22 protein-coding genes are annotated in these 20,914 nt (G+C 60.3%); 9 read left to right on the top strand and 13 right to left on the bottom strand.

All coding sequences use genetic code 11. From position 1 onward, the window contains the following. Nucleotides 1-21: 21 nt before the first annotated feature. Complete coding sequence (locus AB1J88_RS08340; RefSeq protein ID WP_430290754.1) at nt 22-786, bottom strand: glucose 1-dehydrogenase; 765 nt, start codon at nt 784-786, stop codon at nt 22-24. A gap of 358 nt (nt 787-1,144) precedes the next feature. Between AB1J88_RS08340 and AB1J88_RS08345 the strand changes: the two genes are divergently transcribed. Continuing rightward, nucleotides 1,145-1,606: a (R)-mandelonitrile lyase gene (locus AB1J88_RS08345; RefSeq protein WP_373557820.1), complete on the top strand. Its 462-nt coding sequence runs from the start codon at nt 1,145-1,147 to the stop codon at nt 1,604-1,606. A gap of 90 nt (nt 1,607-1,696) precedes the next feature. Here AB1J88_RS08345 and AB1J88_RS08350 read toward each other — a convergent pair whose 3' ends face one another. Next, entirely contained in the window at nt 1,697-2,614 is a 918-nt protein-coding gene (locus AB1J88_RS08350) for a LysR family transcriptional regulator (protein ID WP_086791012.1), read from the bottom strand. A 171-nt stretch (nt 2,615-2,785) separates the two neighbouring features. Beyond that, the gene (locus AB1J88_RS08355) at nt 2,786-3,016 is read right to left on the bottom strand and encodes a hypothetical protein (RefSeq protein ID WP_027613841.1); all 231 of its coding nucleotides are present in this window, start codon (nt 3,014-3,016) and stop codon (nt 2,786-2,788) included. Between the two features lie 214 nt (nt 3,017-3,230). On the opposite strand from AB1J88_RS08355, the gene AB1J88_RS08360 reads away from it, so the two are divergent. After that, nucleotides 3,231-3,755 (top strand): GAF domain-containing protein, encoded by a 525-nt coding sequence (locus tag AB1J88_RS08360; RefSeq protein ID WP_047294079.1) that lies wholly within the window; start codon nt 3,231-3,233, stop codon nt 3,753-3,755. 47 nt (nt 3,756-3,802) lie between these two features. On the opposite strand, the gene AB1J88_RS08365 is transcribed toward AB1J88_RS08360, so the two are convergent. Continuing rightward, the gene (locus AB1J88_RS08365) at nt 3,803-5,170 is read right to left on the bottom strand and encodes an MBL fold metallo-hydrolase RNA specificity domain-containing protein (protein ID WP_430290756.1); all 1,368 of its coding nucleotides are present in this window, start codon (nt 5,168-5,170) and stop codon (nt 3,803-3,805) included. 355 nt (nt 5,171-5,525) lie between these two features. Here AB1J88_RS08365 and AB1J88_RS08370 point away from each other — a divergent pair, with 355 nt between their 5' ends. Both AB1J88_RS08370 and AB1J88_RS08375 read left to right on the top strand, forming a co-directional pair. Then, on the top strand, nt 5,526-5,654 hold the full coding sequence (locus tag AB1J88_RS08370; protein WP_256198929.1) for a hypothetical protein: 129 nt from the start codon (nt 5,526-5,528) through the stop codon (nt 5,652-5,654). Nucleotides 5,655-5,681: 27 nt separating this feature from the next. Next, nucleotides 5,682-6,107 carry a potassium channel family protein gene (locus tag AB1J88_RS08375; protein ID WP_041072585.1) on the top strand — a complete coding sequence of 142 codons (426 nt, stop codon included), beginning with the start codon at nt 5,682-5,684 and terminating at the stop codon, nt 6,105-6,107. 211 nt (nt 6,108-6,318) lie between these two features. Here AB1J88_RS08375 and AB1J88_RS08380 read toward each other — a convergent pair whose 3' ends face one another. After that, on the bottom strand, nt 6,319-7,824 hold the full coding sequence (locus tag AB1J88_RS08380; RefSeq protein ID WP_430290758.1) for a sensor domain-containing diguanylate cyclase: 1,506 nt from the start codon (nt 7,822-7,824) through the stop codon (nt 6,319-6,321). A 402-nt stretch (nt 7,825-8,226) separates the two neighbouring features. On the opposite strand from AB1J88_RS08380, the gene AB1J88_RS08385 reads away from it, so the two are divergent. Both AB1J88_RS08385 and AB1J88_RS08390 read left to right on the top strand, forming a co-directional pair. Next, nucleotides 8,227-8,922, top strand: a complete 696-nt coding sequence (locus tag AB1J88_RS08385) for an SDR family NAD(P)-dependent oxidoreductase (protein WP_041072581.1) — start codon at nt 8,227-8,229, stop codon at nt 8,920-8,922. 120 nt (nt 8,923-9,042) lie between these two features. Then, complete coding sequence (locus AB1J88_RS08390) at nt 9,043-10,032, top strand: AraC family transcriptional regulator (protein ID WP_256198928.1); 990 nt, start codon at nt 9,043-9,045, stop codon at nt 10,030-10,032. Between the two features lie 6 nt (nt 10,033-10,038). Here AB1J88_RS08390 and AB1J88_RS08395 read toward each other — a convergent pair whose 3' ends face one another. After that, on the bottom strand, nt 10,039-10,452 hold the full coding sequence (locus AB1J88_RS08395; protein WP_086791008.1) for a cupin domain-containing protein: 414 nt from the start codon (nt 10,450-10,452) through the stop codon (nt 10,039-10,041). A gap of 301 nt (nt 10,453-10,753) precedes the next feature. Here AB1J88_RS08395 and AB1J88_RS08400 point away from each other — a divergent pair, with 301 nt between their 5' ends. Beyond that, nucleotides 10,754-11,788 carry an alpha/beta fold hydrolase gene (locus AB1J88_RS08400; RefSeq protein ID WP_430290759.1) on the top strand — a complete coding sequence of 345 codons (1,035 nt, stop codon included), beginning with the start codon at nt 10,754-10,756 and terminating at the stop codon, nt 11,786-11,788. Nucleotides 11,789-11,813: 25 nt separating this feature from the next. Here AB1J88_RS08400 and AB1J88_RS08405 read toward each other — a convergent pair whose 3' ends face one another. The 5 genes from AB1J88_RS08405 to AB1J88_RS08425 are packed head-to-tail and all read right to left on the bottom strand — an operon-like array spanning nt 11,814 to nt 17,127. Beyond that, entirely contained in the window at nt 11,814-12,836 is a 1,023-nt protein-coding gene (locus tag AB1J88_RS08405; RefSeq protein ID WP_430290761.1) for a GlxA family transcriptional regulator, read from the bottom strand. 50 nt (nt 12,837-12,886) lie between these two features. Further along, nucleotides 12,887-14,008 (bottom strand): agmatine deiminase family protein, encoded by a 1,122-nt coding sequence (locus tag AB1J88_RS08410; RefSeq protein ID WP_430290763.1) that lies wholly within the window; start codon nt 14,006-14,008, stop codon nt 12,887-12,889. A 48-nt stretch (nt 14,009-14,056) separates the two neighbouring features. Next, nucleotides 14,057-15,160, bottom strand: coding sequence for an extracellular solute-binding protein (locus AB1J88_RS08415; RefSeq protein ID WP_430290764.1), 1,104 nt, complete (start codon nt 15,158-15,160; stop codon nt 14,057-14,059). Nucleotides 15,161-15,162: 2 nt separating this feature from the next. Further along, complete coding sequence (gene aguB / locus AB1J88_RS08420) at nt 15,163-16,071, bottom strand: N-carbamoylputrescine amidase (RefSeq protein ID WP_430290765.1); 909 nt, start codon at nt 16,069-16,071, stop codon at nt 15,163-15,165. 3 nt (nt 16,072-16,074) lie between these two features. Beyond that, nucleotides 16,075-17,127, bottom strand: coding sequence for an agmatine deiminase family protein (locus AB1J88_RS08425; RefSeq protein ID WP_430290767.1), 1,053 nt, complete (start codon nt 17,125-17,127; stop codon nt 16,075-16,077). A gap of 111 nt (nt 17,128-17,238) precedes the next feature. Between AB1J88_RS08425 and AB1J88_RS08430 the strand changes: the two genes are divergently transcribed. Continuing rightward, on the top strand, nt 17,239-18,123 hold the full coding sequence (locus tag AB1J88_RS08430) for a LysR substrate-binding domain-containing protein (protein WP_430290769.1): 885 nt from the start codon (nt 17,239-17,241) through the stop codon (nt 18,121-18,123). Here AB1J88_RS08430 and AB1J88_RS08435 read toward each other — a convergent pair. Beyond that, on the bottom strand, nt 18,105-19,265 hold the full coding sequence (locus tag AB1J88_RS08435) for a radical SAM protein (RefSeq protein WP_222014754.1): 1,161 nt from the start codon (nt 19,263-19,265) through the stop codon (nt 18,105-18,107). The two genes, AB1J88_RS08430 and AB1J88_RS08435, sit on opposite strands and share 19 nt — an antisense overlap. A gap of 74 nt (nt 19,266-19,339) precedes the next feature. Then, nucleotides 19,340-20,284 (bottom strand): LysR substrate-binding domain-containing protein, encoded by a 945-nt coding sequence (locus AB1J88_RS08440; protein WP_430290770.1) that lies wholly within the window; start codon nt 20,282-20,284, stop codon nt 19,340-19,342. 122 nt (nt 20,285-20,406) lie between these two features. Between AB1J88_RS08440 and AB1J88_RS08445 the strand changes: the two genes are divergently transcribed. Then, on the top strand, nt 20,407-20,799 hold the full coding sequence (locus AB1J88_RS08445) for a RidA family protein (protein WP_430290771.1): 393 nt from the start codon (nt 20,407-20,409) through the stop codon (nt 20,797-20,799). Nucleotides 20,800-20,914 lie beyond the last annotated feature (115 nt).

Here is a 20,914-nt window from a genome sequence, read left to right on the forward strand (position 1 = left end):
CGATACTTCGGTGGACGCGCCTCAGCGCATGACAAAACCACCATCCACCGAGATGGACTGCCCCGTGACGTAGCTTGAGGTCGAGCTGCTCAGCCAAAGCACAGCGTCAGCGATTTCTTCCGGCTTGCCGTGACGTCCCATGGGGATAGCCTTGGTCATGCCTGCCAGCGCTTCCCCCTGCCCCGCTTCGACCATCCGCTCGGCCATCGGCGTCCAGATCAAGCCAGGGCACACCGCATTGACGCGGATGTTGCGTGCGGCATACTCCAGCGCTGCGCTTTTGGTCAGGCCGAGGACACCGTGCTTGGCCGCGTGATAGTTGCCCCGCTCGGCACCTCCGATCAGACCGCCCAAAGACGAGCAGTTGACGATCGTTCCGCCGCCCTGGCGGCGCATATGTTCGAGTTCGAATTTCATACACGCCCAGACGCCGCGCAAATTGACCGACATGACCCGATCGTAATCCTCGACCGTGGCGTCGGCTGTCTCAGCTAACAGGTTCTGAATACCGGCGTTGTTGAACGCAGCGTCCAGACGACCGAATGTCGCGACCGTTTCCTTGATCATGGCTTGAACCTGACCGACGTCCGCCACGTCGCAGCGAATGCCGATAGCGCGATGTCCTGCAGCTATCAAGGCCTGCGCCGCTGCCTGTGCAGCGCCGTCATCGATATCCGCCAACGCTACGGCAGCGCCGGCCCGTGCGAACGCCTGCGCGGTGGCCAGACCGATACCGGAAGCCGCGCCGGTCACCAGGGCGACCTTGTTCTCGAACGAAAAACTCATCGAATGTTCCTCACTTTGCAGCTGCGCAGAATGTTTATGAGCAATAGCCTCATAACGCACTGAGCAGACATTGTTTGATGTAACCAAGGTAATCGACGCTCGGAGAGCTGAATACCGGCCCTGAGTGGGATGTTCCGATGAGCAATACTCATCAATCGTGAAGAAAGGCGAGATCGCCGTGACAAAACACCGAGTGCGATGAAACAGACGATTAGTGAGCGCTGCTCATCGTTTCATGCAGGTTTTTCCCGGTAGTCGCGCGGAAGTTGGTGCACTAGCGTGGAGGCGCATTTCTTCAATCAACAGGAATCTGCCGATGAAAACACGTGTCGCCTTACCCATGCTGGCAATGACCTTGATGCCTGCGTTCGCAAGCCATGCTGCCGAACTGCCTGCCGACGAGACTATGAGCGTGGTCAGAAATGGCGAACAAGCATCCATCACCGGGGCGCCCGGCAACTTCGTTGGCAACGCGCGCATCGATCCACTGTTTGCAGCGCGGGCACCCTCGACTGTTTCGGCAGGCGCAGTGACGTTTCAGCCCGGCGCACGCTCGGTCTGGCATACCCATCCTCTGGGCCAGACGCTGGTGGTCACCTCAGGCACAGGCTGGATACAACAAGCCGGGGGCGAGAAGATCGTCATCAAACCGGGTGATGTGGTCTGGACACCACCGGGCGTGAAGCACTGGCACGGCGCCACATCCACGAACGGCATGACCCACATTGCCATTCAGGAAGCTCGGGACGGCAAGAACGTCGAGTGGCTGGAACCGGTGACCGACGCGCAGTACCAGGCATTGCTTGGCACACAACACTGAAACGTTGCGCCGAGCTCAGGCGTGGGCGCATCGATGCCCGCCGCGACACCTCGCGGGTATCAGGCCGGAAGCAGGCAACGCGTCACGGGCTTACGCCTGGTAATCGCCGATGGGCTGAAGTTCACGGATCAAGTCAATCAACAGACGCAGCCCTACCGGCAATTGACGGTGACTGGGATAGTACATGTGAAACCCGGAACCTGTGCTGGACCAGTCGTCGAGCACCCTGATCACCTCACCACTTTCGAGCAGCGGCATCATCGCCGGCTCAGGGGCGTACATGAGGCCCGCGCCTTGACGAGCCAGTGAAAGTCCGACGCGAGTTTCATCGATGGTGATGCACCCCGGGACAGCAATGGAGAGCTGCTGTCCTTCTTTCTCGAACTCCCAATCGTACATGGCGCCATTGCCCAGCCGAATCCGCAGGCAACGGTGGTGCATCAAGTCGTTCGGATGTTGGGGAACGCCGAAGCGTTCAAGATAGTCCGCGCTACCCGCGACCACCCAGCGGATATCCGGTGACAAGCGCTGAGCGATCATGTCTTCCGGTACCGTTCCGCCATAGCGGATCCCGGCATCATGGCCGCCGCCGATCACATCGACGATGAGATTGGTGACCGTCAGATCGACCTGGATTTCCGGATACCGATCATTGAGCACCGGCAATACGGGCCCCAATAACAAGTCGGCAGCATCGCTTAAGGTATTCAGACGAATACGTCCGATCGGTTCATCGCGAAAGCGATTAAGCGCTTCCGTCGCCAAACCGATTTCATCCATGGGTTTGCTGATGACGCTGTGCAGCTCCTCGCCCGCAGCGGTCAAGGTGACACTGCGCGTCGTTCGGTTCAGCAGACGGACCCCCAACCGCGACTCAAGCCCCTTGATCGCATGGCTCAACGCCGAAGCACTGATACCGACTTCCTTCCCGGCGCGACTGAAACTCTGGTGGCGAGCAATGGCCAGGAAATAAACGAAATCGGCAAGATTGGCACGACTGGCCTGCATTGGATGCCTCAATGGGGTGACGGGAGAGAATCATTCGCGGTGCGGCGGCTTCGCGCTTGATACTAACCAAGACAAACCGCAAACACTAATCAACTGGATTCGACAGACAGCGGTGCTTGGCTCACCGGTCTTGACCTGCCTGCAAAATACAGGTGAAGCCTGACAAGCCGCTCAAGACCGTGAAAGCGTTTTCAGACGCTCCACCAAAGCCGCTTCAAAAATGACGTACAGCTTTTCAGCATCGCCTGCACGCAAAACCTCACTGGTTTCCAGCCCAAGCACGAAGCCATCCGCACGCGCCCCCGCCTTCACCGCAATGATCATCGAATCTGCCCGGACAATCTGCGCCAGCAGCCGATCAGCTTCACGCTGCATCTTTTCGCTCAACACTACGCCTTCCACTTCCTCACCTTGCCTTCAATGCGACATCGAACAAATGTGTGTTCAAGGCTACGCCGCCGAAAACGGCGCCTCAAGCCACACGCAAACGATCCTTCATTATGGTAGCCATCAGAACCCTTCAAGTGAACGAATCCGTTTTTCCGGGAATCCAACGCGAAGTTTCAAACGCGTTTAGCCGTTGCCAGCTCGAACATTCATGACCGGAGAACACTGCATGCCTCTCAGTGACACCATTCACAGAGCGTTGCTAAGCGCAGAGGAACGTTCCTCTATCGCTGAAATTGAAGCCACTACCAATATTCTGCAACTGGTCACACGCATGACCGGGACGCGCTTTGCGGCGATCGCTAAATTCACCGACACGGAATGGATCGTCTGTTCCGCGTACGATCCGATCGAGCTTGGAATCCACACCGGTGACACGCTGGAACTGGAAACCACGCTGTGCAGTGAGTTTCGCAGAGACCCTCAAGTGCTGTTCGTGCCACAAATCAGTCGCGATGGCAGGTTTTCCACGCGTCCCGTGGTGAAGCAATACTTGATTGAAAGCTACGCCGGCGCGCCCATTTTTCTTCCCGATGGACAACTGTGGGGTGCGCTGTGTGCCTTGGACTCCAGGGCGGTCATATTCGACGACCCGGATCTGGCGGATACGTTAGGCCTGTTCGCGAGGCTGATCGGCTGCATCTTTTATTCGAATCTGACGGACGTCGGCAGCGGCTACAGCAAGAACGGATGAAGTATTTTCGAATAACTAAAAAACAGCCCTGAATATTCAGGGCTGTTTCATTTCTGGCATGTGAGATCCGCGCTGTCCCGGTACTCCGGCACAGACACCGACCAGCCCAGTTCCAGGCTGATACGCCGCCGCAAAACATCCGAGGCGTTGGGTTCGCCATGCACCACGTAGGTGTGTTTCGGTGCACGTTTGAAACCGCGCAGCCACTGGATGATTTCATCGGCATCGGCATGCGCGGACAGGGTTTGCATCGGTACCACTTCGGCGCGGATCGGCACCTCCTGACCGTGGATACGCACTGACGGCGCACCGGCAACGATCTGTGCGCCCCGCGTGCCGCCGGCCTGGAAACCGGGCATCAGCAGCGAGTTGGCCGGGCTCGGCGCCAATGCCTTGAGGTGGTGCAGCACCCGTCCGCCGGTGGCCATGCCGCTGGCGGCAATGATCACGGCCGGAATGCGCTGATGATCGAGATCGATCGACTCCTGGGTCGAACGAATGAAACGCGTGCCTTGGCACATTCCCTCGCATTCTTGCAGCGACAACCGGTGCTCACTGCGAAAACGCTGATACAGACGCGTGACATCCGTCGCCATCGGGCTGTTGAGGTAGATCGGCAGATCCGGAATCGCGTGTTTCTGCTTCAAGCGATACAAGTGATACATCAGCAGTTGCGCCCGACCGACCGCAAATGACGGTACCAGGGTAATGCCGTGGCGCAACGCCGTGCGGTTGATCACGTCGGTCAGTTGTTGCTCGGGGTCGTCGTCAGGGTGCTGGCGGTCACCATAGGTCGACTCGATCAACAGGTAATCCGTGTGTTCGATGGTTTCGGGGGCAAGCATCAACGGGTCGTTGGGCCGCCCCAGATCGCCGGAACAGACCAGCGTGACACCGTCGGCAACCACCTCGACCGTGGCTGCGCCCAGAATATGTCCGGCACCGCGCAGCAGGATGCTCAGGCCAGGAACAATCTCGACCCGATGATGCAGCTCCACCGGTTGCAAGAGTTTCAATGCCTGCTCGGCGTCCTGCTCGGTGTACAGCGGCAACGCCGGCGCATGCCTGGAAAAACCATGGCGGTTGGCGAATCCGGCCTCTTCTTCCTGCAGGCGCCCACTGTCGAGCAACAGGATTTTCACCAGTTCACAGGTTGCTGCGGTGGCATAGATCGGGCCACGGTAGCCGTTGCGCACCAGCACCGGCAGGTAGCCACTGTGATCCAGATGAGCGTGAGTCAGCACGATCGCGTCGAGATCCCGCACGGGCAGTTGGAAAGGATCCCAGTTGTGCAGGCGCAATTGCTTGTAACCCTGAAACAGCCCGCAGTCGATCAGCACATGCCGGTCGCGGTGATCCAACAGGTATTTGCTGCCGGTGACGGTGCCAGCCGCCCCCAGAAAAGTGATTCGCATGGCCGTCTCCTGAATGTGGATGAGAACGCCGACGCCTTCAGCCATACGCCGATTCATGGCTGCTTCGGGATTGTTGCCAGCTACAACGCACTCAGCACGACAATCGGCAAGCGCTTGTTCATGGTTGTTCCCTCGATTGCTCACGACGGCAAAGGTAATGATTCGAGTATCTGGCGTTATCCGGTCACCACTCTGATCTTTGTCAAACAATCACCGACTTGCAGACGCCATCAGCCAATGCGAGGGCGAGGCCGGCATTGTTGATATACCTCAATGCGCGCGCGTCGCTGCGGTGTAGAAAAACAACAACAGGCACGTTTGACCGATCGACACCTGCCCGGAAGAGGACACCGTCATGAGCGACTTGAACCTGCGCAAAAATATTCTCGAAGAACTCGAGTTTCAGCCGGAAATCGATGCCGAGCGCGCGGCCTGGTCAGTGCCCGACGTCGGCAGGGTCGAAGACCATCTGCTGCTGGCGTGACACGCTCGTCTTCCTGGAGCCAGGCCAATGCTTGCCGTCACGCTGATCAACAGCCTGGTCGTGATCATCGCGGTAGTGATCCACTATGAGTGCCTGCTGCGCCTGAATGACTGGATGCCGCGCCTGAAAATCTGGAGCCGGTTCAGAATCGTTGTCGGTGTGTTGGGCAGTCTGTTGGCCCATGCCATCGAGGTCTGGGCGTTCGCCGTGGTTTACTTCCTGATGTCCCGCGCGGGCGAATGGGGACAGCTGACCGGCAACTTCGACGGTTCTTTGATGGATTGCGTGTACTTCTCCTTCACGACGTACACGACCATCGGTTTCGGCGATATTTCGCCGGTTGGCCACCTCAAGTACCTGACCGGGCTTGAGGCCTTGACCGGCCTTGTCCTCATAACCTGGACCGCGTCGTTTCTGTTTCTGGAAATGCAGAAATACTGGAAGCACAAATAGCCGCTCATGGCGTCTGGCGGGGTGTCCATTGCCAGTTGCGTACTTCGGGAAGGTCTTCGCCGTGCTCGATGAGGTACAGCTTGTGTTGCTCCATGTCTAACGACTCAGTGGTCGCGCCCTCCTCCTTGAAACCTCCGGTCATCGAATGACGCCCAAAGACTCTGCGGGATACGCCCGACGCCACTGATTGACAACGTCCTGTTCGCCCCCGTCACCACTCGGCCGGTACAAACCGGTTACGTCCCGCCGTCTTGGCGTTATACAGCGCCTGGTCGGCCACCTCGATCAAACCTGGCAGGTGATCCAGTCGTGCCCCCGACGCCGCCGCAATCCCGATGCTCACGGTCACACGCCCGACCGGGCTGGAGGGGTGCGCAATATGCGCTTGCGCCAGACGATCAAGGATCAATTGTGCGACGACCGTCGCACCGGCACGGTCGGTGTCCGGCATGATCACCGCCATTTCTTCTCCGCCATAACGCGCCAGCAGATCCGACGGGCGCCTTACGCAACCCTCGAGGATTCTGCCGACCCTCTGCAGGCAAGCATCGCCGGCGACATGCCCGAATGAATCGTTGAACAGCTTGAAGTAATCGATATCGATCATCAGCAACGCCAGCGTCGTGCCGTCACGTTGCCCGCGCCGGGCTTCCATGGCGAGGCTCTCATCGAAGCAGCGCCGGTTGGCCAGGCCGGTCAGAGCGTCTTTCATCGCCAGCAACTCAAGCTGGCGATTGGATGAGAGCAACTGCTGCTGCGTGCCACGCAATTGATCTTCAGCCTTGGTACGCCGGCGGATATCCAGCATCAGGCACCAGCCGATCAGCCCGGTAAGCCCCAGCAATCCCGTGACCACCACAGCCGACAACCAGGCTTCCATGCGCCACGCCGCGAGCGCCTCGCGCTTGCCGAGAGCAACGGTGGTGATCAGCGGCAGCCGGTCGCTCTTGCGGAAGGCGTAAAGCCGCTCGACGCCGTCCAGGCTGGAGGTAAACGACGCGGTGCCGACGGATCGATCGACCAGATACTTCGCATAGATCGGCGACTTGGAAAAGTTGCGCCCCATGTCCTGCTCGCGGAAGGGATAGCGCACCAGCAACGTACCGTCGGTGTAGGACAAGCCAATGGCGCCCTCCTGCCCCACATCGATCTTGCCGAACAGGCGCAGAAAGTTTTCGACCCCCAGCGTCACCGCCACCACCCCGGCAAACTCGCCGTGCGCATCGTTGAAACGGCGGCTGACGGTAATCACCCACTCCTGATTGGAGCGGCTCTGGATCGGCGGACCGATAAAGGTCTCGCGGCTCGGATCGTCGCGATGATGGATGAAGTAGGCGCGATCACGGCTGTTGGCCCCGGCTGGAATCGGTCGGTTGGACGACATCAGCCAGCGGCCCTGATTGTCGTAGATGGTGATGCCGCTGAGCTGTGGCATCAGCGGTTCCTGACGGTTGACCAGTGCGCTCAGACGCTGGATCTGCGCGGGGCCACTGCCTTCGGTTTCCAGACGTTCGACGAGTCCGAGCAGCAGCAACGAACTCTGGCGCACGATCCCTTCGGAATACGTCGCCAGCGCCTGAGTCAGGTTCAAGCCATGAACGTTGACTTCCTCCAGCGCACGCTCGCGAGAGGCCAACACTTTCCATACCGTCAGCGACGCGAGGGAACAGCCGATCACCAACAACAACAGCACTACCAGGCGGGTATCACGCTTCACATCACTACCTTTGGGAAAATCCGGTTTCCGTTCCTGCGGCGGGTCGACCGACTCGAGGACTACAGCCGCTTGTCCTTGTCGCGGGCAAGGATACAAGTCGCACGGACTTGCTGCAGCAACAGAATAGGTGGCGCAAAAAAACACGCCGCAGACTTCAGAAAAGCCATCGCGCCTGGGGAAACGATGACAAGCATGCCAGACCAAACCATCGCCAGGCTTTCAGGATTGGACGGGTGAAGCGCGGCAGAAGCCAACTTTCTGACGCCTGTTTCACGACCCTTGCCCGAAGATTCGCCGAGCAAAAAAAATTGGCACTTTTGCACAACAAGTTGACATCCAAAAGCATGCTACGGGCGACCGATATCATTAGAGTATGCGCCCTTAAAAAGGAAAGGACTCTTGATGACTCAGTCACTCTCACGGCGCGTTGTGGCGATTACCGGCGCCCTGGGGAATCTCGGCGAGACCCTGGCGGACATGGCCGCCGCCCGGGGCGCGGATCTGGTGCTGATCGATCAGGCGACGATTACGCTGCCCAGTTCCCATAACCGACTGGTCCTGTCCGGCATCGATCTGACTTCCTTTGCCGATTGCCAGGAAGTCGCCCACCAGATCAATCGCTACTTCGGGCGCCTCGATGCATTGGTAAACGGCGCTGGCGGTTACGCGTGGGAGCCATTGCTCGGTGGTGCGATAGAGGCTTGGGATCGGCTCTACTCGCTGAATCTGCGAACCGCCTTGAATGCCAGCAAAGCCCTGCTGCCGTTGCTGCTGCAATCCTCGGCGGGGCGCATCGTCAATATCGGCGCGAGCATGGCGGCCAGGGCCGGACTGGGGATGGGCGCTTACGCTGCGTCGAAATCCAGCGTACTGCGCCTGACCGAAAGCCTCGCCGAAGAGCTCAAGGACATGAGCATCACGGTCAATGCCGTGCTACCGAGCGTGCTCGACACCCCGCAAAACCGTGAGGCCATGCCCGACGCCGAGCACCAGCGCTGGGTGACACCCGCGCAGCTGGCGGCGGTCATTCTGTTTCTGATTTCGGAACAGGCGTCTGCGGTCACCGGCACCGGCATTCCGGTGATCGGGCGCATGTAGGGTCTACTGACGCCGCGCGCCTTGGCGACGTCGCTTTCTTCACCTTTCGGAAAAGCAAGATCACCGGATGACCGGACTTCCCCTCCCCCCATGCGACCCGCCACTTCCAGCGCTGCTTTCGTGAACCACGTCCTTGATGTCGCCGAGCAACACGGCTGCGATGGCGACTGGCTGTTGCAGCAGACCGGACTCTCACGCGAGCAGTTGTCCGATTCGATTGTGCGCATTCCCATGCGCCAACTGCGGACCTTGCTGGAACTGGCGGCGCGCAGCAGCAACCTGCCGCATTTCGGTCTGCTGGTCGGCGCCGCCGTGCGCCCCGGCACCTACGGCGTACTGGGTTACGTGCTGATGACCAGTGCGACGCTCGGCGAGTCGCTGAACATGATTCTGCGGTTCGGCAAGATCGTTTACGACAGCCCGTCCAGCCAGACCCGGATCGTCATCGGCGACGGCCGCGTGACCCTCGAAGATCAGCGCATCAATGAACTGGAGCCTTACTGCGCCCTGCATCAGGAAACGTTAATGGCCGGCTGGGCGGCGTTCGGCCGCTGGTTGATCGCCAGCAACTCGCCGATGCTGGAGGTCAGAATGAGGCATCCGGCGCTCGGCGAGCCGGCACTCTACGAAGCGTTTTTTGGTTGTCCGGTGCAGTTCGAAGCCGGGAGCAATGCGCTGGTGTTCGCCGAGTCGACCCTCTCGTCACGCATCCAGGGCGCCGACCCGCGCATGCATCGCAGCATGCTGCTGGAGGCCGACTGGCAGCTGTGTCTGTCGTACCCGGCATTTTCCGTGACCGACCGCTTGCGTGCCTTGCTCACCGAACAGTTGCCGACCGGCGATTTCAGCTTGAAAAGCCTGGCCCGGCAGCTGGCGATTTCGCCGCGCACCTTGCAACGCAAACTGGCGGCGGAAGGGGAAAACTTCAATCAGGTGCTGGAAACCATGCGCATGGAACTGGCTGACCATTACCTGCGCCGCACCGAGACCAGCATCATGAACATCGCCCTGATGCTGGGTTACTCGCAGGCCAGTTCTTTCAGCCATTCCTTCCGTCAGGCTCGCGGGATTTCGCCGGTGGATTACCGCAAGTTGCTGCGCGCCAGATAAGCCCGATCACGGTTTCAGCTCCAGCAGCGGCTGGCCCTTTTTCACCACATAGGTCGCCAGTTCAACGCCTTGGTCTTGACCGACGTTCTTCGCCACATGAGCAACACCTGCCGGGATGAACAGCGAGTCCCCGGCTTTTAGCGTGACCGCTGGCCGCCCCTCCAGTTGATACTCCAGCGTGCCGCTGAGCACGTGCGCCACCTCGACGCCGGGATGCGCATGCCGCGGCGCGGTGACACCCGGCTCGAAATCGATACGTGCCTGTATCAACTCGCGATCCGCGTCACCCAGGTCCTGACGAATCAGCTCGGTACGGCTCAGGCCCTGTTGCCAGCTCATGGCCTGAGCGTCCGCCGCCTGCGCCAGACCGGTGAATGAAACCAGTGCGGCCACAGTGGCCAGAATCAGTGTGCGTTGCATGCAATTGCCCTCTCGACAGTCATGGTGTGAAGGCCTGCACTGTGAGCGCCGGGTGTAGCGCCGATGTGTCGAAAAACCCGGGTTTGGTCTCGCCGTGTATCGTGCGCACCGCTGAATACACGGCCATACAAAACACACCGGCTGTGTATCACAGTGTGTACAGACGCCCCGGCGATACATGAACTTGAATCACCGCGTTTTTTCGACATGGGCCAGATACGTCCCGGCGTTCCAATGCCTGCAAGGTTTGCCGGGCTCAGCCCGCACCTGCCCCCGACAGGTTTGCCAAGGAGACTTCAACATGAAAAACGCAGCACTCAACCGTATGAACATCCTCGCCGTGGCGCTGTTCGGCGCGCTGGCGGCGACGCAAATGCCAGTGGCCGCCGCCGCGCAGCCGGCTCCCGCTAACCCCGGCGTCAGCTATGCCGCGCCCTCGCCGTTCGGCCCGCTCAAGCATGTGCAGGCCGGCCTGCTGGATGTAGCCTACGCCGAAACCGGTCCGGCGCAGGGGCCGGTGGTGATTCTGCTGCACGGTTGGCCGTACGACATTCACAGTTACGACGAAGTCGCGCCGTTGCTGGCCGCCAAGGGTTATCGGGTGTTGATGCCATATGCGCGCGGTTATGGCGACACGCATTTCCTCTCCGATCAGACACTGCGCAACGGGCAGCCTGCGGCGCTGGCCAGCGACGTGATCGACTTCATGGATGCCCTGAACATCAAGCAAGCGGTGCTCGGTGGTTACGACTGGGGCGCGCGTTCGGCGGACATCGTTTCGGCGTTGTGGCCGGAGCGGGTCAAGGCATTGGTCTCGGTCAGCGGCTACCTGATCGGCAATCAGGCTGCCGGGCAGAATCCATTGCCGCCCAAGGCCGAATTGCAATGGTGGTATCAGTTCTACTTCGCCACTGAACGTGGTCGTGACGGCTACCGGAAAAACACTCACGACTTCGCCAGACTGATCTGGCAGCTCGCCTCGCCGAAGTGGGCGTTCGATGACGCCACGTTCGACCGTAGCGCCAAAGCGCTGGAGAACCCCGATCACGTCGCGATCACCGTGTTCAACTACCGCTGGCGTCTGGGCCTGGTGCAGGGCGAACCGCAATACGCGGCGCTGGAACAGAAACTCGCCAGCGCCCCAACCATCAGCGTGCCGACCATCACCCTCGAGGGCGATGCCAACGGCGCGCCGCACCCGGCGCCCGAGGATTACGCCAAGCGGTTCACCGGCAAGTACCAGTTCCGCTTGATCAACGGCGGCATCGGCCACAACCTGCCGCAGGAAGATCCGCAGGCGTTTGCTCAGGCAGTGATCGACGCCGATCACCTCTGAGGTCGAAGGCAGAAAACGCCTCGGTCTATTTGACCAGGCGTTTTTCCCTGGACGGGCGATAACCAAAAAACGCGCTGTAGCACTTGCTGAAATGGCTCGGCGAAACGAAACCGCAGGCCACCAGGACTTCCATCTGCGACAGCTCGGTGTGCTGCAACAGGCGCCGGGCTTCGGTGATGCGCAATTCCAGGTAATAGCGCTGCGGCGTGGTGCCGAGCTGCTCCTTGAACAAACGCTCCAGCTGTCGCCGCGAGCGCCCGGCGTACACCGCCAGTTGCTCCAGCTCCAGCGGCTCTTCGAGGTTGGCGTCCATCAGCTTGACCACCTCGCGCAACGGTGCACTGACGCAAAGGTTTTCATCCGGTTTGATCCGCCGATACCGCGACTCCTCGAACGCCAGAATGTCCTCGATACCTTCGACCAGCGCCTTGCCGTGCAGGCCCTTGATCCAGTCCAGCGCCATATGGAAAGCCCCGGACGGACTCGACGCGGTGAGCCGGTCGCGATCGATCACATAAGGTTCACTGCTGACCTGGGTGGCCTTGGCAATTTCCGTGAGTGCCGGACGGTGTTCCGGGTGGATCGCGCAACGATAACCATCGAGCAGTCCGGCGCGGCCGAGAAACCACGCACCGTTCCACAAACCGGCCAGACTGACACCGCGCTCCGCCGCCGAGCGCAGCAGGCTGATCAACTCTTCACTGGCCTTCAGCTCAGTGCGGTAGCCGCCGCACACCACCAGCAGATCCAGATCCGCAAGGCTGGCGGCGTCAATCCGCGCATCCGGGCGAATCACCAGCCCCAGGTCGCTGATCACCTCACCCTCGCCCAGCCCGAACGTGCGCGAGCTGAACAGTCCGGCGCGCAACAGGTTGGCGGTGATGATGGTGTCCAGCGCCTGGGTGAAGGCCGGCAGTGAAAAGTGCTCCAGCAACAGGAAACCGGTGCGGGTGATGCGGGTCTCGGCGGCTTGCTCATTCAGATAGCGGAGGTTTTTGCCCTTCATGCCTCCGCTGAATTGACGTCGTTCGATCAAGGTCTGGCCCATCGGTCATGTTGTTATGCGCCGATAGTTGGCTTGATGGGCCAAAGAGTCAATCACGCTTGCGGCTGATGACTGGTCACGCAGTGAATCCCGCCGCCACCGGCAGCGATCGCATCGATGTTCAGCAGCTCGACTTTGCGCTCCGGGTACAGCTTCGACAGCAAGTCGTAAGCCTTCTGATCGGCTGCCTTGTCGCCGAATTCCGGGGCGATGATCGCGCCGTTGATCACGAAGTAGTTGATGTAACCGGCGGCGAAATCCGGGTTGTTCTGGTTGAACTTGCTCTTGCGCGGCTTGAGCGGCGGCGAAATCGTGTGGATCTGCAGCGGGCGACTGTCAGCGTCGGTGGCTTTCTTGAGAATTTCCAGGTGCGCCAGCGTGACCTGGTGATCGTAGGACTGCGGGTCGGTGTCGAGGTTGACGATCACCACGCCGGGCCTGACGAACCGCGCATAGAAATCAACGTGGGCGTCGGTGATGTCCTTGCCCTTGATCCCCGGCAGCCAGATGATTTTGCGCAGGCCCAGGCGCTCCTTCAATTCAGCCTCGACATCGGCCTTGCTCCAGCCGGGATTGCGGTTGCTGTTGATCCAGCTGCTTTCGGTCATGATCCCGGTGCCGTGGCCGTCGACTTCGATGCCGCCACCCTCGCCCACCAGCTCGCTGCGCAGGTAGGTCGCCTGTGCATCGGCGGCCACTCGCGCGGCGATTTTCGCGTCCTTGCTGTGCCGCTGCTTGTTGCCCCAACCGTTGAAATTGAAGTCCACGGCGCCAAGCCCGCCCTTGTCGTCGATGACGAAATTGGCGCCGATGTCACGCATCCAGATATCGTCGAGCGCGGCGGTCACGTAGGTGACGTTGCCGGTGCCGCAATACTCTTCGGCGAGGCTGCGTTCGCCACTGCGACATAACACCGTAACTGGCTCATAACGGGCAATGGTGCGGGCGATGCGGCCCAGCGCGGCTTGCACATCCGCGGTGAAATCCTCCCAGATTGCATCCTGCGCGCCGAACGCGATGAAGGCGCGCTCGTGCGCGTCGCCCTCGTCGGGCATGAACCAATCCCCCGCGCTGGCCGCCAGCAGTTTGCCGGGTGCCAGGCCAAGGCCCATGACCGCGGCGCTGACACCTGCAGCGACCGATACCTGTTTGATGAACTCACGACGCGTCGACATAACGGGCTTTCCTGAAAGGGGGCCGGCGACCGGGCGCCGGCCGATGAATCATGGGTGGGTGGCGGTTTTGAATTTGGTCCAGGTGCGCATGCGGGCGCGCATATCAGCCTGAGGAATGTCCTTGCCCGGGATCAATCGAGCATAGGTCGCCTCGTCGAGGTAGATGTCCGGGTTATTGCGCATCGCGGCGTCGACGCTGTCCCGTGCCTTGGCGTTGGAAGTCGGGTAACCGGTGAAATTACTGATCGCCGCCATGTTCTCCGGGCGCATCACGAAATTGATGAAGGCGTAGGCGTATTCCGGATGCCGGGCATCGACCGGAATCGCCATGGTGTCCATCCACACCGTGGTGCCTTCGCGCGGGATGCGGTACTCGAAGCGGGTGCTCTTGCCAGCGCTGTCCGAGGTGCGCTGGGCCTGGGTCATGTCGCCGCTGTAACCCAGCGACAGGCACAGGTTGCCGTTGACCAGATCGGTCACCGGTTGCGACTGAAACTTGCGCACGTACGGCCGCAGCTTCATCAGCACCTCACTGGCCGCCGCCAGATCCGCCGGTTTCGCGCTGCGCGGATCGCGGCCCAGATAATTGAGCACCACTGCCAGCACTTCGTCCGGCGAGTCGATCAACGAAATGCCACAGTCGGCAAACTTCGCCGCCAGCTCCGGTTTGAACAGCATGTCCAGACTATTGACGGGTGCATCGGCCATGCGCTGTTTGATCTGCGCTGCGTTGTAAGTCAGGCCGATGGTGCCCCAGGTGTAGGGCACGGTGGCCTGGCTGGAATGTTGGTAATGGCTGCGCAGTTTCTGCAGACCGGGCTCGATGTCGGCCAGCGCTGTCAGCTTCGATTGATCCAGCGGCATCAGGCTGCCGGCACGCATCAGGCGCTCGGCCACGGTGTCGCCGGGGAAAATCAGGTCATAGCCGCTGCCACCTGAAAGCATCTTCGCTTCGAGGGTTTCACTGCCGTCCATGACGTCGTAGATCACCTTGATCCCGGTTTCGGCGGCGAAGCGGCTCAGGGTGTCTTCGGCAAAATAATCGGCCCAGTTGTACAGCCGCAGGGTTTTGTCCTCGGCATGCAGCGACGGGATCACGCAAATCAATGTCAAGCCCAGAACACCGAGCAGTCGTTGGTGGTGCGAAGCCATGTTCAAACCCCTTGAGTGGTCCAGCGTGCGTGGAGGTGGTGGCCGTCCTGACTGAGCAGCGCGCCATACATGTCCGGGCGCCGGTCGCGGTAAATGCCCCAGCTCAGGCGCTCTTCGCGCATCGCGTCGAGATCGAGGCTGTGCACCAGCACGCCAGTGCTGTCGCGGTCGGCTTCAGCCAGCAACTTGCCCTTGTGATCGCTGATGAACGACGAACCGTAGAAGTTCATCTGCAGCGCCTGATCGGTGCTCGCCACTTCTCGCCCGACCCGGTTGGCCGCCACCACCGGCAGCAGATTGGCGGCGGCATGGCCGCGCATGGTCATCTGCCAATGGTCGCGAGAGTCCAGCGCCGCGCAACCCGGCTCGGAGCCGATAGCCGTCGGAAACAGCAACACTTCAGCGCCCAACAGCGCCAGACAACGCGCGGTCTCGGGAAACCATTGATCCCAGCAGATGCCCACGCCGAGGCGGCCGAACGCGGTGTCCCAGACTTTGAAGCCGCTGTCGCCGGGGCTGAAATATTCCTTCTCCTGATAGCCGATGGCGTTGGGGATGTGGGTCTTGCGATACACCCCCGACAGACGCCCGTCGGCATCGGCCACGCTCAGCGAATTGAAGTAGGCATTGCCAGCCTTTTCGAACCAGCTCAGCGGCAGCACCACGCCCAGCTCTTTGGCCAGCGCGGCGAAACGCTGCAGCACGCGGCTGTCGCGATACTCCTCGGCCAGCGCCAGATGTTTGTGGCTCTGTTCGATGCAGAAATACGGGGTGGCGAACAGCTCCTGCAACAGGATCACCTGCGCGCCCTTCGCGGCGGCCTCACGCACCAGCTGCTCGGCCTGATCGAGGTTGCGCGGCAGGTCCCAGGTGCACGGCATCTGAGTGGTGGCGATGGTCAGATGGCTCATCGCTCAACCCTCCACTGGCCAGGCGGGTTGCTGCTGGGTGATGCAATGCACCCCGCCGCCGCCATGGGCCAGATGATTGATGCGCACCGGCACCACTTCGCGTCCGGGGAAGGCCTGCGCCAGCACTTTCGCCGCCGCCTCGTCGGCCTCGATGCCGTAAGCCGGCATGATGATCGCGCCGTTGGCGATGTAGAAATTGGTGTAAGAGGCGCAGAACACTTCGGCTTCGGTATCCACGGCTTCGCTGGCTTCGTAGAGTTCGATCAGCTCGAACTTGCGCCCCTGAGCGTCGGTCGCCAGCTCCAGTGCGCGGCGGTTTTCGCGCACCACTTCGGCGTACACCGAGCGTTGGTCGTGGGTCGCATCCACCAGCAACACGCCGGGACGGGCGAAGGCGCAGACGCCATCGACGTGGCCATCAGTCATGTCGCCGGTGACGTAATCAGGATCGCCCGGCAGCCAGATGGTTTTCTTCACGCCGAGCAAGCGACTGAAGATTTCTTCCATTTCAGCCTTGCCGATGTCCGGGTTGCGATTGGGGTTGAGCAGCACCGACTCGGTGGTGATCAGCGTCCCCTCGCCGTCAACGTGAATCGCCCCGCCTTCGTTGCTCAGCGGCGTGCCGAAGCATTCCAGCCCCAGATGATTGAGTGCGCGGCGTGCCAGGCTTTCGTCCAGCTCGTGCGCCGACTTGCCGCCCCAGGCGTTGAAGCGCCAGCTGACACCGGCCAGCCCTTGCTGTGGGTGGCAGACAAAGCTCGGGCCAGAGTCGCGGCACCAGCTGTCGTTGACCGCCAGCGGGATCAGCTCGATGTTCGGCCCGCACAGCGCTTTGGCACTCGCCAGCGCCGACGGATCGACGACCATTTTCACCGGCTCGAAACGGGCAATGGCATTCGCGACTCGGGCGAAATCCTCTTGCACCCACGGCAAAGTCACACGCCATCCCGATTCCCACAGCGCCTGGTTGTGCGGCCAGACCATCCAGGTGGCAGCGTGGGTGGCCCACTCCGCCGGCATCATCCAAGCGCTGTTTTTATTGTCATTGTGCTGCATGATAAGCCTCGTAAGTTAAGCCAATGTGTTCACGCCGACCATGCTACGGACGCGTAAACAGGCAAACAAACGATGGATTTTGCGCAGAAATAATTAGAGGAACTTATCGATATGCTCAAACACTGGCCACCGCTCAGCTCCCTGCGCGGCTTCGAAGCGGCGGCTCGCCTCGGCAGTTTTCACAAGGCGGCCGATGAGTTGCACCTCACCCAATCGGCAATCAGCCAGCAGATCCGCAGCCTTGAGGCGTACCTCGAACAGCCGCTGTTTTTTCGCAACGGTCGCAGCGTCGCGCTGACCGATGCCGGCCACGATTTGCTCAGCACCACTCAGGCGATGTTGCAGCAACTGGCGGTCGGCATCCGGCGTCTGGGGCAATATCAGAAGCCCAATCAACTGGTGCTCAACACCACGCCAGCCTTCGCCCGACATTGGTTGTTGCCGCGTCTGGCGGATTTTCGGCGCCAGCATCCGCAGGTCGATCTGTGGATTTTCAGCACCGATGAAGTGCCGGACATGACCACGCAAACCATCGATCTGGCAGTGCGCGACGACATCAGCTCGCAGGCTGAATGCAGCTTCAAGGTGCTGCATGCCGACCGCCTGTTTCCGGCGTGTCATCCAAGCGTTTTGGCGCAGCCCGCCGCGCAGCGCACCACCCTGCACGGTGAGCGGGAAATGGACTGGAGCCATTGGGCAGTGGAAGCCGGGGTCGATGTCGGGCAGCAGGATCAGGGGCTGAATTTTTCCGATCCGGGCTTGTTGCTCGATGCTGCTGCGGCGGGGTTGGGGATCGCGCTGGTCAGTCAGTTGCTCAGCCAACAGGCGCAGCACAACGGACTGTTGCTGCCCCTGGTGGAGCAAACCATTCGCGGCCCGAACTGGGCGCTGCTGACCCATCGCGACAGCGAGAATGACCCGATGGCGCGATGCTTCAGTGAATGGCTTTCAAGCCAACTGGCGGGACCTGATCACGGTCAGACCACGGTGAGATAGCCCGCACCGAGCCGGCCTTCCAGACGACCGAACAGCACGTAATGCTGATATCCACTGGTGAACGCGCCGGTGGAAATCGCGTTTTTGACGTCCTGGTTCATCTGCAGGTATTGCGCTTCGTCGAAGTTCTCCGCACTGACTTCGCCGGCTCGCCCAAGCTTTTCGCTTTCGACCGGCAGCCCCATGATCGTGCGCCGCTGGAAGTCGATAATGCGGTTGACGGCGTGACTTTCCAGCGGCCCCCGATTGGATTGGGTCGAGTAGATGTGCAAGCCGTTTTTTGCGCAACGATTGCACATGTCGATGCAATTTTTCTGGGTGGACTTGAGGCCGGTCAGGTGCGCCAGAGGCATGTCCAGATACTTGCCGACCTGGTATTCGGTCTGATTGAAAACCGAACAGCACAAAACGGTATTGCCGTTGCAGTCGAGAACCAGCCAGTCATCCTTGAGCGAGCACGCCTGCTTGGGATACTGGCGGACCAGATTGACCAGATCGTCGAAGGGCGGCAGCGCCAGCCTTTTCAGGGTTTCATGATCGGTATCTGTCACCGAAGGATCGCGTTCGATCAGCGCCAGCGTTTTCTCAAGCGGCATCATCACTGAATATCCGGTCGAGAACTCGAAACCCAGACGCTGGGCGAATTCGCGCATCAGCCCTTCTTCTTCCATGTTGTCCAGATAACGGTGGTAGTACACCTCGATCCGCGTACTCAAACCATGTTGCTGTTTGAGTTCATGCAGTTTGATCATATTGGCCTTGACCACTTCAATGTCGCCGCCCACGTGCCCCTGTTGGTAAGTCTCCTGATAAAACCCGGACAACGAAATACGGAAGAACCATGGATTGGCCAGCATGGCGGTTTGCATGTTCTTGGCCAGGTTCAAGTTGGAACTGATACCGCTCTGCAAACCGGCGGCATTGATGATCTCGACAAACTCACCGATTCGCGGGTGGATCAACGGCTCGGTCCAGTTATACAGAAAGATCGTCTCGACCCCTTCGTTCCGGGCCTTCTCGACGATCTTGCGAAACATGTCAACTTGCATGGCTTTCTTGAAGTTGACGTTTTCCGAGTTACCCATCGGGCAGGAGGGGCAGCTCAAATTGCACGCACCGACAATATCGATATACATATTCATGACGGGTGACGCTCCTTGAGTGAATAGCGGTGCATCCAGAGCAAGCGACTGTCATGGTTGGCGTTATTCGTTAGTTATTTGACAGTCCCGGAGCGCGGCTCAGCAAGTTCCGGGCCATTGCCATGGTGCGCCATCAATTCCACGATCCAATCGATAAATACCCTTAGCTTTTGGCTGATATGCCGGTTCGGCGGGTACGCCACATAGAGCGGCATCGGCTCGAGTTGCCAGTCCTCGAACAGCGGTACCAACTCACCCCGAGCCTGATGCGCGTGCGACATGTACCGGGGCAACCACAGCACGCCCATGCCGGCCAGCCCTGCCGCAAGGTAGGCGTTACCGTCATCGACGGCGAGTACGTGGCGACCCTTGATCTGCAGGTGTTCGCTGCCATTGCGCAAGGCGTAAGGCACGGGTTTGCCGGTGCGCGCCCAGAGAAATCCAACCACCCGATGATGGGAGTCTTCCAGCTCGCGGGGATGCTGCGGCGTGCCGGCGCGGGCCAGGTAAGTTGGCGCGGCGAAGACCCCGAGCTGCAGGTCGGCCACCCGCCGGGCCATCAGTGACTGATCGAGCAATTCACCGCCGCGCACCACGCAATCGACGTTCTCATCGATGATGTCGACGATGCGGTCACTGACCCCCATGTCGATCTGAATATCGGGATAACGCGCGTGAAACTCAGGCAATGCCGGCATCAGGATCAAGCGCGCCAGCGGACTCGGCACATCGACTCGCAGACGCCCACTGGGCAATGCGCCGGCGCCGGACAACGTGGTCTCGGCGTCTTCCATATCGGCCAACAGCTTGATGACCCGCTCGTAATAGATTGCGCCATCGGCCGTGACGTTGACCTTGCGCGTGGTGCGGTTGAGCAACTTGACCCGCAGCCGTGCCTCCAACTGCTGCACCAGTTGCGTCACCGTGGTCTTGCTCATGTGCAAGGTCTCGGCAGCCTTGGTGAAACTGCCTGCCTCGACCACCCGGGCGAACGCCTGCATTGCATCGAAACGGTCCACTTCGCGCCCTCTGATTGTTTGGAAAATACAAACAGTGAACGCCAAGGTTGCGCGTTTATCCCCCTTGCGCAAGCCCCTAAAGTCACTCCATCAACAACCACCAAACAATGATGGAGACACCCATGACCCGACGCGACGTCGTTTTCCCGCCTGCCCGCCATGCACTTTATGAGCGTCATCGCTATTCACCGGCCATTCGTTCCAATGGCTTTCTGTTCGTCTCCGGGCAAGTCGGCAGCCGTGAAGACGGTTCGCCCGAGCCGGATCTGCAGGATCAGGTGCGCCTGGCGTTCAACAACCTCAATGCGATCCTCAATGCCGCCGGTTGCAGCTTCGCCGATGCGGTAGACGTCACGGTGTTCATGATCGATCCACAATCGACTTTCGAAACCATCTGGGAAGTGGTGCCGGAGTTCTGGGGCAGCGCGCCGTATCCGACGATCACTGCGGTCGGCGTGACCTGGCTGGCCGGGTTTCAGTTCGAGATCAAGGTGATTGCCAGAATCCCCGTGTAGGAGCTGCGGCACGCTGCGATCTTTTGATCTTCAATCGAAATGTAAAGATCGCAGCCTCGTTTCACTCGACAGCTCCTACAGGTGTTTTCGTGGTGACAGCGGCAGTGGGCTGCAG

Origin of the sequence: Pseudomonas sp. S8, from assembly GCF_050473925.1 — a bacterium.
In the GTDB taxonomy this organism is placed as follows: Bacteria; Pseudomonadota; Gammaproteobacteria; order Pseudomonadales; family Pseudomonadaceae; genus Aquipseudomonas; species Aquipseudomonas parakoreensis.